The 12,292-nt window shown below is 73.0% G+C and carries 9 protein-coding genes; 4 read left to right on the top strand and 5 right to left on the bottom strand.

Annotated elements, in window-relative coordinates:
- Positions 1–31: 31 nt before the first annotated feature.
- The gene (locus AB0G10_RS11380; RefSeq protein WP_360918795.1) at positions 32–1,015 is read right to left on the bottom strand and encodes a stage II sporulation protein M; all 984 of its coding nucleotides are present in this window, start codon (positions 1,013–1,015) and stop codon (positions 32–34) included.
- A 29-nt stretch (positions 1,016–1,044) separates the two neighbouring features.
- Here AB0G10_RS11380 and AB0G10_RS11375 point away from each other — a divergent pair, with 29 nt between their 5' ends.
- Positions 1,045–1,896 carry an RDD family protein gene (locus AB0G10_RS11375; RefSeq protein ID WP_360918793.1) on the top strand — a complete coding sequence of 284 codons (852 nt, stop codon included), beginning with the start codon at positions 1,045–1,047 and terminating at the stop codon, positions 1,894–1,896.
- A gap of 9 nt (positions 1,897–1,905) precedes the next feature.
- Here the strand turns inward: AB0G10_RS11375 and AB0G10_RS11370 are convergent, their stop codons facing one another.
- The 3 genes from AB0G10_RS11370 to AB0G10_RS11360 form a co-directional block, all read right to left on the bottom strand.
- A complete protein-coding gene (locus AB0G10_RS11370; RefSeq protein WP_360918791.1) occupies positions 1,906–2,346 on the bottom strand; it encodes a lamin tail domain-containing protein in 441 nt (146 codons plus the stop codon).
- A 53-nt stretch (positions 2,347–2,399) separates the two neighbouring features.
- Positions 2,400–2,873, bottom strand: coding sequence for a CGNR zinc finger domain-containing protein (locus AB0G10_RS11365; RefSeq protein ID WP_360918789.1), 474 nt, complete (start codon positions 2,871–2,873; stop codon positions 2,400–2,402).
- Between the two features lie 128 nt (positions 2,874–3,001).
- On the bottom strand, positions 3,002–7,831 hold the full coding sequence (locus AB0G10_RS11360) for a family 43 glycosylhydrolase (protein ID WP_360918787.1): 4,830 nt from the start codon (positions 7,829–7,831) through the stop codon (positions 3,002–3,004).
- A gap of 148 nt (positions 7,832–7,979) precedes the next feature.
- Between AB0G10_RS11360 and AB0G10_RS11355 the strand changes: the two genes are divergently transcribed.
- Genes AB0G10_RS11355 through AB0G10_RS11345 form a run of 3 tightly spaced genes read left to right on the top strand, consistent with a single transcriptional unit; the run spans position 7,980 to position 11,721 of the window.
- Positions 7,980–8,846 carry a hypothetical protein gene (locus AB0G10_RS11355; RefSeq protein WP_360918786.1) on the top strand — a complete coding sequence of 289 codons (867 nt, stop codon included), beginning with the start codon at positions 7,980–7,982 and terminating at the stop codon, positions 8,844–8,846.
- A 41-nt stretch (positions 8,847–8,887) separates the two neighbouring features.
- Positions 8,888–10,060: an FIST N-terminal domain-containing protein gene (locus AB0G10_RS11350; RefSeq protein ID WP_360918784.1), complete on the top strand. Its 1,173-nt coding sequence runs from the start codon at positions 8,888–8,890 to the stop codon at positions 10,058–10,060.
- Positions 10,057–11,721 (top strand): EAL domain-containing protein, encoded by a 1,665-nt coding sequence (locus AB0G10_RS11345; protein WP_360918782.1) that lies wholly within the window; start codon positions 10,057–10,059, stop codon positions 11,719–11,721. Before AB0G10_RS11350 ends, AB0G10_RS11345 begins: the two co-directional genes overlap by 4 nt.
- Here the strand turns inward: AB0G10_RS11345 and AB0G10_RS11340 are convergent.
- Positions 11,718–12,254, bottom strand: coding sequence for a MarR family transcriptional regulator (locus AB0G10_RS11340; RefSeq protein WP_360918780.1), 537 nt, complete (start codon positions 12,252–12,254; stop codon positions 11,718–11,720). The two genes, AB0G10_RS11345 and AB0G10_RS11340, sit on opposite strands and share 4 nt — an antisense overlap.
- Positions 12,255–12,292 lie beyond the last annotated feature (38 nt).

The raw sequence follows: 12,292 nt of genomic DNA, 5'->3' as shown, positions 1-12,292 counted from the left end.
GAAGCCGGGTGTTCACCTCGTACCGATGGGGTCAGGCCTGGGGAAGCTCGTAGCCCGCGCCTTCGTCCGGAGCGCCGCGTGACTGGGCCGCCCGGCCCAGTAGCAGTGCGTAAGCGACAAAGGCGAGCCAAGCCAGGGCACCGAGACCTATGCGCGCTGCCGGCGGCAGCGTGGAGGGGGTGACGTACGCCTCCAGCAGGCCGGCTACGGCCAACACCGGAACCAGACCGATAGCGATCAGCATTCCGGAGCGTGCTCGATCGGTCAGCGCCTGGCGTCGGGTGCGGGCCGGGCCGGGGGCTATCCACGCCCAGCCGATCCGGAGGCCGACCGCGGCGCCGATGAAGACGCAGGTCAGCTCGAGCAGGCCGTGCGGGGCGAGGTAGGTCAGGAACGTGTCGCCGGCGCCGTTGCCGAAGAGGACGCCGCCGGTGATGGCGATGTTGAGCAGGTTCACGCCGAGGAGGTAGAACACCGGCAGGATCAGCACCCCGGCGGCGATGCACTGGGCGGTGAGCACGGCGTTGTTCGTCCAGACCTGGCCCGCGAAGTTCTGCGGCCGGTACTCGCTGTAGTAGCCGACGAAGTCGCCGCCGACCAGATCGGCGATCTGGTCCTCGTTGAGGAAGTGCGCGGCGACCTGCGGGTAGGCGTTGATGTACCAGGTCAGCGCGGTTCCGGCGGCCATCAGCAGGACGCCTAGCGTGATCCACCAGCGGCGGGTCTCGTAGAGCTGCGCCGGGAACGTCCGCAGGAGGAACCGCGGGATCGCACGCCACGCGAAGCCCTGACCGCGATTGATCGCCGCGCGGCCGGCCATGAGCTGGCGGGAGAGGTCGGCGAGCACGACCGGGTCGGGGGAGCGGCGGCGCAGCACGGACAGGTGCGTGGCGGCCCGCTGGTAGAGCACGACCAGCTCGTCGGCCTCCGCCGCGGTGAGCCGGCGACGCCGCGCGAGCTGCTCCATCCGGTCCCATTCGCCGGCGCGGTCCAGCACGTACGCGTCCAGATCCACCCGTGCAGCCTTTCGTGTTTACTGTCCGGGTGACTGTGCTGGGTGACGGGCGGGTTGTCAACGCGGAGGCGGTGGCGCTCGACGTGCGCCCGGCCCGGCTCGGATCCCGGGCGCTCGCGCTCGCCTTCGACATCGGCGCGCAGGTGATCCTCGTGCTGTTCCTTCTGTTACTGACGTCGATAACGCTGCGTGTGCTGCCGCCGAGCATGGTCGACGACGCGCTGTTCGACACGGCACTCCGCGTCGTCGTGGTGATCGTGCTGCTGCTCTATCCGACGACGATCGAGACGCTGACGAACGGGCGCAGCGTCGGCAAGCTCGTCGTCGGCCTGCGGGTGATCCGCGAGGACGGCGGGCCGATCCGGGCGCGGCACGCGTTCACCCGGGCGCTCGTCGGCTTCGCGATCGAATGGCCCGGCCTGCTGCTCCCGCTGGTCGGCTGGATGATCAGCTTCGGCACGATGATCGGCTCGTCGCGGGGGCGCCGGCTCGGCGATCTCGCGGCCGGCACCATGGTCGTGCACGTGCGCCGGCCCTACCCGTGGATGCCGGTGCCCCCGATGCCGCCGGCCCTGGTCCCGTGGGCGGCCAGCGCCGACCTGTCCGCCCTCGACGACGGCCTCGCCCTCGCGGTCCGGCAGTACCTCTCCCGCGCCGTCGTGCTGCGCGAGCCGGAACGGTCCCGCCTCGCCCACGAGCTCGCGTCCGAGGTGGCCGCCGCGGTCCGCCCCGCCCCGCCGGCCGGCGTCCCGCCGCACATCTACCTGGCCGCGGTGCTGGGGGAGCGGCGCCGGAGGGCGGTCACGACGGCGAGGACGGCCCCGGAACTGTCCGAACCGGAGGCGGCCGCGGGTCTGCGCCCGTCCTCCCCGGTCCGGTGACGGCCGCCGTCAGCAGGCGACCCGGGTGCGGTTCGCCTGCCGGGTCCAGGCGCAGGTGTCGGTGACCCGGCCGGCCGGGTCGCGCAGGGTGGCCTCGTCGCCGGTGTTGTTCCACAGGTGGTTGCCGCTGTTCCAGTACCGGTGCTCGCCCGTGTCGGCGCCCCGCCCGGTGTGCAGCCACAGCCGCCCCTTCGCCGCGATCGTCACGGCGCCGAAGGTGTAGACCCGGCCGCCCTGCTCCCGGATCGACCAGCCGGTGACCGAGACCGGCTTGCCGCCGTCGTTGACCAGCGAGATCCACTCGGCGTTGAGGCTGTCCGCGGCGCGGGTGTCGGTGCCGGGCGCGTCGTACTGGGCCACGTCGAGCCGCGGGACCGGCGTGGTCGCGGCGTGCGCGGGAGTCATCGGGGCGACGATGGCGGTGAGGATCGTGGCGGTCAGCAGCTTCACGATCCGATCATCCGGGTGCGGCCGGCTCGGCGGGGTGCGGTTCCACGAACGTGTCAGACCGTCTGGCGGGTGCGGTAGGTGCGGGTCTTGTGGCGGTTGCCGCAGATCTCCATGGAGCACCAGCGGCCGTTCCCGCCCCGCGACGTGTCCACGAACGCCCATCGGCAGTCGGGTGCCGCGCACAGCCGCAGCCGGTGCCAGGTGCCGTCGGCGACCGCGTTGCCGACCGCGGAGACGATCACCGCGAGTGCCGGGTTGCCGATCGGGGAGGCGAGCCGGAGGCGTCCGTCCGGGAAGGCTTCGAGGCGCAGCGGGAACACGCTGATCGCGTCGGCGGCGGTGCCGTCGCCGGAGAGGGCGGCGCGCAGCGAGGCGCGCAGGGTGGCGGCCGCTTCGCGATCCGCCACCTGGTGGGTGGAGATCCAGGCGGAGAGGGTGTCGGCGCCTTCATGGGGTACGCCGTGACGGCTGAAAGTTCGTTCGTCGAGGGTGTTGAGGAACTCCTCGACGACGCGGAGGTCGATCACGGTCCACACCATACAGCAAGGCGACACCGCCGTTGAGGTTATCCGGTGTCGCGTGTCGCGCCCGGTGGCCGGGACGCTCGGGAGCGAGCGCCCCGGCCGTGGGGATGCCCCGGCCGATGGGGGACGGATCAGCGGCCGGGCCTGATCCGTGGCGCCACCACGAGGCCGCCTCCCGCGAGGGGACCGGACCAGATCTTGCCGGCGACCGTGATGGTCACGGTCTTGCCGGTCACCGCGACGGCGAAGGGGTGCCTGCCCCTGCCGTCGATCGTGCCGACGCCGGTGTAGAGCGCCGACCTGGACAGCACGACCGCCGGTCCCTGGCTGGTCGCCGCGAAGAGCCGGCCGTCCGGCAGCCGCAGCCGGGTGTCGCCGCCGTAGGCGCCGCCCTTCGCGACGAACGCCAGGTCGGGACCGTTCGTGAGCCAGCCGCCGCCGGCCACCTGGCCGGCGCCGGGGACGTACGTCACCACGTACGCATGAGAGATCGACGCGGTGGCCCCGTCGTCGTCGGTGACCGTCACCCGGGGGCGGTGGACGCCCGCCGCCGTGTAGGTGTGCCGGACCGTGCAGACACCGGCCGCCACGGTGCCCGCCGAGGACCCGCCGTCGGCCCAGTCCGCGGCGCAGGTGAGGACGTCGGCGCCCGGGTCGCGGACCGGGACCGTCAGGGTGACCTCGGTGCCGGTCGCCACCGGGGCGGACGGCGCGGGCCGGCCGCCGGGGGCCGTCGCGACCGGCGCCGCGTTGGCGACCGTCACGGTCACCGTGTCGCTGCCGGTGCCGGCCGTCAGGGTGAGCACGTACTCGCCGTCGTCCGGGCAGGTCACCGTGGTCGCCGGCGCGTGCGGGTCGGCGAAGGCACAGCCGCCGCTCCAGGTGGGCCGGTTGGCGTCGTTGGAGACCCGGCCGCTGAGCCGGATCGGTGCCCCCTCGACGCCGGACACGTCCGGGCCCGCCGCCGCGACGGTGACCGGGTCGATGCTCTCCAGCGTCGGGACGACGGGCGTGATGGAGCCGTCTGCCGCGAAGGTGAGCCTGTCGATCGTCGTCTCGCGGTGGGTGCCGTCGCCGCCCGGGATCGCGAACCGGTGGTAGGCGATGTACCAGTCGTCGCTGCCCGGGACCCGGACGACCGAGTGGTGGCCGGTGCCGAGGATGCCGAGCGCCGGGTCCTTCTGCAGGATGACGCCGATGCGGTCGCTCCACGGGCCGAGCGGTGAGCTGCCGGTCGCGTACGCCACCCGGTAGTCGGCGCTGCGCGTGTCGTTCTCCGACCACATGAAGTAGTACACGCCGCCGCGCTTCACGACGAAGCCGCCCTCGTTGTAGTTCGCCGGTTTGTACGTGCGCACCTGCGCCGCGTCGAACGAGGTCATGTCGTCGCTCAGCTTGACCTGGTACGCGTTGCCGTTGCCCCAGTACAGGTACGACGACCCGTCGTCGTCGGTGAACACGGCGGGGTCGATCATCTGCCCGCCGTACGTGCCGGACGCGACCAGCGGTCTGCCGAGGGCGTCGGTGAACGGGCCGGCCGGCGAGTCGGCGACCGCGACACCGAGCTGTTTGGCCGTGTCGCCGGTGGCGAGCCCGCCGCTGAAGTACAGGTAGAACTTCCCGTCGCGCTCGGCGAACCCGGGCGCCCAGGCGCTGTTGTCGGCCCAGGTCACGTCCGGGCCGAGGTCGAGCGCCACCCCGTGGTCGGTCCAGTGCACCAGGTCCTTCGAGGAGAAGGCGTGGATCCGGGTGCCGGACCAGCCGTCGAACCCGTCGGTCGTCGGGTGGATCCAGAACGTGTCGCCGACGACGCTGATGTTCGGGTCGGCGTGCAGACCCGGCAGCACCGGGCTCTTCATCACCAGCGCCCGGACCGTCCACTCCCGTTCCGTGCCGTCGGCGGCCTTGACGACATAGGAGAGGGGCTTCGTGAAGTCCCGGGCCGTCCCCGACGCGGGCGAGATCGTGGAGCCCGACGCCAGGGCGAAGGAGGGCGCGAGAGCGGTCAGCGAGGTGCCCTCGGCCACCGGCAGCTTGATGACGGCGTTGGCGTCGTCGATGACGGCGTCGACCTTGAGCTGCGGCAGCGTGACGCCGCCGACGGACGTGCCCCGGCCGGCCAGCGTCAGGATCTCGGCCGGTGACAGCGCCGTGTTGTAGATCCGGAAGTCGTCGACCTCGCCGGAGAAGGACGGGTCGGCCGCGTACAGCGACCGGCCCACGTAGCCCGAGTACGCCTTCGCCGGGTCGTACAGATCGGCGGGTTTGACCGTGACCCCGGTCGCGGAAGCGACCTTGACGCCGTTGAGGTACATCGCGGCGGTGCTCCCGTCGACGGTGACGGCGAGGTGCTGCCAGCTGCCGCCGGGCAGGGGAGCGGTGTGCGGCAGCTTCGACTCGGCCGACCACGATCCCGTGGTGATCGCCGAGTAGAGGACGTTGCCGCCGTTGCGCGGGCCGCTGAACAGGTACTTCGTGCTGTCCGGGCCGAGGCCGTAGATCCACTGGTTGACCGTCGTGGACGCGTTCCACTTCACCCAGGTCGCGACCGTCGCCGCACGCGCCTGCCGGAGCACGCCGTTCGGGATCGTGACGTAGGGCGAGCCCGATCCACCGGACATCTGGAAGGAGCCGCCGTCGATTCCGGAACCCCAGGCGGGGGTACGGACGTAAGCACCGTCGAAACCGTTGCCGGACGAGTCCTTCGCGACGGTCCCGGAGGTCTCGTCGAACGCGTACCGCAGCCGCAGCCCCTCGGCGGGTGCGGGCTCCTCGTAGCGGGCCGCGATCCGGTCGTACTCCGCCTTGGTGACCGGCAGGACCGTCCCGTGCCGGGGGCGCGAGGGCAGGCTGTAGCCGGTCTCCGGCGTCCACACCCCGGAGTCGAGGTCGGTGGTCGAGAACGGCACGTAGCCGCGGCCGCCGTACTCGTCGATGAAGAGATACCAGCGGTCCTCGGTGTTGGACTTGAAGATCAGCGGGCCCTCGCCCCGGCTCAGCGCCCCGTTGCCGATGCACTCGGCCACCAGGTCGTAGTCGAGCGACAGCAGGTCGGCGGACTTCTCCTGGATGAGGAACTTGCTGCACGGCGACGACGAGGAGTTGTTCCGCTCGTCCTTGGTGATCCGGTGGTGGACGCCGTCGTGCTCGATCACCGTGGAGTCGATCACCGAGTAGCCGGGGTCCTTCCAGACCTTCGGCTCGCTGAACGTGTGGAAGTCGCGGGTGGTCGCGTACATCATCCGGTTGTAGGTGCTCCCGGTGTGCTGCGGGTCGTCGCCGGCGTAGAGCTTCGAGGCCCAGAACACGACGTACGCGCCGAGCGCGGTGGACCAGAACGCCTCCGGCGCCCAGGTGTTGCCGGCCGTGTCGGGGGAGACCCTGACGAGCCGCTGGTCGGTCCAGTTGACCAGGTCGGTCGACTCCCACACCATGATCGACTTGCTGCCGGAGCGCTGCGCGGCGTCCCAGTCCCCGTTGCCGTAGATCTTGAGGTCGGTCGCGATCTGGTAGAACTTGTCGCCCTCGGGGGAGCGGATGATGAACGGGTCGCGCAGGCCCTGCGTGCCGAGCGTCGAGGTGAGCACCGGGCGGCCGTTGCCGACCTCGCGCCAGTGCAGCGGGTCGTTGCCGTTCGAGAGCGCGTGGTAGACCTGCTCGCCGTCGGCGTAGCCCTCGCTGGTGAAGTAGCTGAACAGGTAGCCCTCGTAGGGCGCCGCGGCGGGCAGCTTCGGCACGGTCGCGGTGAACGCCCGATCCACCGTGGCGCCGCCCGCGGTGACGTGAGCGGTCAGCGTGACCGTCCGGCCGGCATCGGGGGACCGCTTCACCTCCCCGGTCGGCGTGATCACCGCCGGGTCGCTCGAGGACCAGGTCACGGTCGTGCCGAGCGGGCCGGTGACCGGCAGGGTCAGATTGCCGCGGACGTCGTCGACGTCGTGCACCACGAGAGCGGCCGCCGCCAGCGCCGCCGTCTCCTCGTCGTCGTACTCCGCCCGTACGGTGATCGCGAAGGTCTTGGCCCCGGAAGCCGCACCGCGCCGCAGGGAGGCCGTCAGGGTGGCGTGCCCATCGGGCGCGCCGGCGGCCGGACGGGTGACCTTCCCGGCCGCCGTGACCACCGACGGGTCGCTGGAGGACCAGGTCACCGCGCTGCCGTTCGCGGCCGTCGCGGGCAGGGTCAGATCCGCGGCGACCGCGCCGGTGTCGCCCAGGTCGAGCGACGCCACGTCGGCGGTGACCGCCTCGGCGTTCGCCGGCGCGGCAAGAGCGGCGGCCTCGGCGGCGCTGATCGCCCGGTCGTGGACCCGGAAGTCGCGGATCCGCCCGTTGAAGTACCGGTCCCCGGTGTAGAGCGACCGGCCGATGTAGTTCGCCGTGGTCCGGCCGCCGCCGATCGCGCCGGGCAGGATGCCGACCGCCGAGTTGGTCGCGACCGCGGCGCCGTCCTCGTAGAGCGTGCCGGTCGTCCCGGACTGCGTGTACGTGACGGTCTTCCACATGCCGCGGCCCAGGTTGTGGCCGTCGGCGGGCCGGGTGTTCTGCTCGCCGGTCCAGTTGCCGAGCGAGACCGAGGTGCGCAGCGCGTTGCCGGTGGCGAACAGGTACCCGTTGCCGTAGCCGGTGGCCGCGTCGGTGTTGCCGAAGCCGTAGAGGAAGTACGGGGTCGCCTGTGCGGGGTCGATCTTCACGTCGAAGGAGACGCTGACCTCGTCCCGGTCGCGCAGCAGGTCGTCGGGAAGCTTCACGTAGGTGTCGGTGCCGTTGAACTTGAGGCCCTGCGCGCCCTCCCAGGCGGGAGTGCCGGAGACCGTGCCGTCCCGGCCGTTGCCGGAGGCGTCGGCCGCGGAGGTGCCGGTGAGCGGGTACCAGAGCAGCAGGCCGTCCTCCGGTGCCGCGTGGGCAGGGGAGCCGGCGATCAAAACGGTAGCGAACATGAGGAGCGCTAACACACGGTGCATCGGTTCTCCCGTGACGGTGGCGTTGCCGAAGTGTTAACGCTCACACCCACGCTGTCAAGGTTCTCGATGTCTGCCCTGATCACCGGGTCGGCGGACCTCGGGCGTGTTCGCCCCCGGACCGGCCCGCCGGCGGCCCACAGTGGATCGCATGACCCGCCAGTACCGCGCCGGCGTGCACCGGCGCACCGCCGGGGACGACCCCGTCGAGCCCTCGGTGACCCTCCGCCGCTTCCCGGCCGCCACGGTCGGCCGGGAGTCCGTCCCGCCGCGCGCCGGCCGGCTCTTCTCCGCGCCGACGGAGCTGAGCGGCCGGTTCGCGACGCTGGCCGAGCCGTGGCTCGACCCGCGGCTGCCGCGGCGGTGCTCGCTCTACATCGCCTACCGCCCGGATCCGGACGCGGTGCTCGCCGGCGGCTGGGCCGCGTCGCACCGCGACCTCGGCCGGTGGCTCGCCCGCAATCCGCGGGTCCGGGTGATCCTGCACCCCGAGCCGGAACGGGACTACCTCGCCGTGCACCGGGAGCGGGCCGGCGCCGTGTACGCCCGGGTGTTCGCCACGGCCCGCGCGCAGATCCGGGAGGGCTGGCCGGAGGCGCCGCTCGCGTACTGCGCCGGGACCGCGCCGTTCGCCGGGGTCGGCTCCGCCCGCCGGGACGGGGCGTGGGGCGAGGTCGAGGCCGACGAGTACCTGGTCGACGTCCGCGCCGAGGACCCGGCCGCGACGCTGGGCGGGCACGAGGGCTTCCAGGGCTGGCGGGAGTGCGTGCTCGCGCACCGTCCGGCGGCGGCCTGGGGGATCGCCGGGCGCGGGTTCCCGGCGCACCCGGAGCGCGCCGCGACGATCGCCCGGGAGGCGCGCGAGCTGGCCGGGGACCGCGCCGGCTCGGCCAACCCGGCCGGCGTCTATCTGGCCCGGTCGGCCCCGGGCGGCGGGATGCTCGACCGGGCCGCCGAGGACGCGCTGAACGACCTGTTCGGCACGTTCGTGGCGGCCCGGCTCGCGACCGTCGGCTGAGACGCCTCAGCTTCGGCCCGCGCGGGACGATACAGCGGAACATGGGACTCGAGCGGTGGTTCGGCACCGGGCACAGCACGCTGGCAGACCCCGCCGCGGCGGGCGCGGAGGCGGCCGCCGCGGCCGTGGCCGGCCGGGAGCCCGCGGTGATCTTCGTCTTCTGCTCGGTCGGGCATCACGAGCAGGCCATGCTCGACGCGGTTCGGGCGCACGCCCGGCCGGACACCGTGATCGTCGGCTGCACCACGTCGGGGCAGATCGGCGCCGGCCGGGAGAGCCGCGACGGGGTCGCGGTGAGTGCCTTCGGTGGCGCCGGCCTCACGGTACGGACCAGCGTGTCGCACCGGGTCACCGGCCGTCTCCGCGAGGCGGGCGCCGAGGCCGCCGCCTGCCTCGGCACGGTGGACCGGGAGCACCGCGCCCTGCTGATGATCGCCGACGGGCTGACCGGCACCCAGCACGAGCTCGTCCGCGGGGCGTACTCGGTGGCCGGGGCCGCGGTCCCGCTCGTCGGCGGCTGCGCGGGCGATCACCTCACCTACGTCCGGACGTACCAGTTCCACGGCACCGGCTCCGGCGCCGAGGTGCTCACCGACGCGGCGATCGGGATCGCGATCGGCTCGGACCACCCGATCGGCGTGGGTATCGCGCACGGCTGGCGCCGGAGGGGCGCCGGCATGATCGTGACGCGCAGCCAGGGCGGCCGGATCTACGAGCTCGACGGCGAGCCGGCGCTCGACGTGATGCTGCGCCGCTTCGGGCTCGACGAGTCGATCGTCGGCGACGAGGAGGCGTTCCGCGACGCGCTCTTCCTGCATCCGCTCGGGCTGAGCCGGCGTTCCGGGGAGGACATCCGGCTCATCCACGCGGCCGTTCCCGCCGACCGGTCGCTGATCTGCCTCGCCGACGTGCCGCAGGGCGCACTCGTCTGGCACATGGAGAGCGACCAGGACGCGCTCATCGAGGGCGCCGGCGAGGCCTGCGGGCAGGCGGTCGAGGCGCTCGGCGGCCGCGATCCGCTCGGGGTGCTGGTGTTCGACTGCGCGGCCCGGCGGATCACCATCGGCGACGCGCTGGACCGGGAGGTCGAGGTGATCGGCAAGGTGCTCGGCGGGGTGCCGTACGGGGGCTTCTACACGAACGGGGAGATCGCGCGGACGCGCGGCGCGCTCGGCATGCACCACTTCACCATGGTCACCCTGGCACTGTCGTGAACCACTGGTCGACGCATCAGCTCACCGAGTTCTTCGCGGCGGTGTGCGCCCGCCCGGACGCCTCCTCGGCGATGTCGGTGGCGGTCGAGCGCGCCACCGAGGTCCTGGAGGCCGAGGTGGGCGCGGTGCTGCGCGGGGACGAGGTGGCCACCGCGTACGGTTGCTCCGCATCCGACCTGTCGGATCTGTCGAGACTGGGACTGGGCGAGCTGTTCCCCGCGAAGGCCCGGTTCGGCGACGGCGTTCTTCTCGTGGCGCGGGCCGGCGAGGCGCTCGACACCGAGGAACGCCAGCTCCTGCAGGCGATGGCGCAGGTGCTCGGCCTCGCCCTGGACAACATCGGCCTGCTCACCGCCGAGCGCCGGCAGGCCGACGAGCGGCTCGCCCTGCTCGAGTCGCTGCGCGAGGCCCGGCACGACTCGCTGACCGGGCTCGCCACCCGCGTGCTCTTCCTGGAGAAGCTGCGCGAGGCGGGCGAGGCGAGCGTGCTCTTCATCGACCTCGACCGGTTCAAGGCCGTCAACGACAGCCTCGGGCACCGCGCCGGCGACGAGCTGCTGGCGCTGGTGGCCGCGCGCATCCGGGAGTGCCTGGACGCCGCGGACCTGCCGGCGCGGATCGGTGGCGACGAGTTCGCGGTGCTGCTCGGCGGCGCGCGCACCGCCGAGGCGGTGACGGTGGCGCGCAAGCTGGTCGCCGCGGCCCGGATGCCGTTCCACGTGGCCGGCCGGGACGTCTTCATCGGCGCCTCGGTCGGCATCGCGACCGGTCCCGGCTGCCGCGCCGACGAACTGCTCGGCAACGCCGACGTCGCCATGTACCGCGCCAAGAAGGACGGTCCCGGCCGGGTCGTCGTCTACGAGCCGCACATGCACGCCGAGGCCCTCGCACGGCTCACCCTCAACGGCGACCTGCAGCGGGCCCTCGAGCTCGGCCAGTTCCGCCTGCAGTACCAGCCGCTCATCCGGCTGGACTCCGGAAAGGCCTACGGCGTCGAGGCCCTGATCCGATGGCACAAACCCCGTCATGGGTACGTCGCACCGTCCGACTTCTTGCCCTTGGCCGAGGAGACGGGACTCATCGCGGACATCGGCCGCTGGGTCCTCGACACCGCCGGGGAGCAGGCGGCGCTCTGGCGGCGGAGCATGCCGGACCTGCGCCTCAACGTGAACGTCTCCGGCCGGCAGCTCACCGATCCGCGGTTCACCGCCGACGTGGAGCGGATGCTGGCGCGCACCGGCCTGCCCGCCGGCGCGGTCACGTGCGAGCTCACCGAGTCGGTCCTCATGAACGACCCGGCCACCGCGATCGCCTGCCTTGGCGACCTGAAGACGCTCGGCGTGGACGTGTCCATCGACGACTTCGGGACCGGGTACTCGTCGCTGGCGTACCTGCGCCGCCTGCCGGTCGACGAACTCAAGATCGACCGCTCGTTCATCGGGGCGGACGTGCCCGGACGCGAGGATCTGGCGGTGGTTCGCGCGGTGGTCGAGCTCGCCCGCACGCTGCGCCTGCGTACCGTGATCGAAGGGGTGGAGACGGAGGCGCAGCGGCGGGCCATGCGGCGGCTCGGGTGCGACCTGGGCCAGGGCTACCACCTGTGCCGGCCGGCCGATCCGGAGGCGATCCCCGGCCTGCTCGCGCCGGCCCTCGCCGCCTAGGACTCCAGCCTGACGTACTCCTGGTAGCGGTCCTCGACCGGGCACCGGTCGGCGGGGCAGTCCCGCAGGCAGCAGAGCCGGCAGACCTGGCTGCTGTGGTCGGCCGAGGTGGGCAGGGCCAGCAGCAGCCGGTCCAGAATCCCCTCGAGCAGGCCGCGCTCGCGGGCGTCCAGCGGGCCGAGGGCCGCGGCCAGGACCCGCGCGCGGGCATCGAGGACCACCCCGGCGAGCGCCTCGCCCGCGGGCGTGAGCGAGAGCCTGCGCCGGCGGCCGTCCTCGTCGGACCGGTCCCGGCTGATCAGCCCCCGGTCGGCCAGCCGGTCGAGCAGGCGGACCACCGCCGAGTGCGTCAGGTTCAGCCGGCGGCGCAGGTCGTCCACGCTGAGGTCGCGGTGCTGGGCCAGCTGGACCAGCGCGGCCGGGGCGCCGCCACCCTGCCCCGCCGCGACCGTGGTGGCGTGGTCGATCTGCGTGCTCACCGAGCTCGCGAGAGCGCCGAGCAGATTCCCGAGCCGCTGGGGTGCATGAGTCACACACATATCTTATCCTGGCCGGGAGGAGGGATGAGATG

It is taken from the genome of Actinoplanes sp. NPDC023714 (assembly GCF_040639855.1).
In the GTDB taxonomy this organism is placed as follows: domain Bacteria; phylum Actinomycetota; class Actinomycetes; order Mycobacteriales; family Micromonosporaceae; genus Actinoplanes.
The sequence above is the reverse complement of the archived record's forward strand: the minus strand, read 5'-3'. Positions and strand labels throughout refer to the sequence as shown.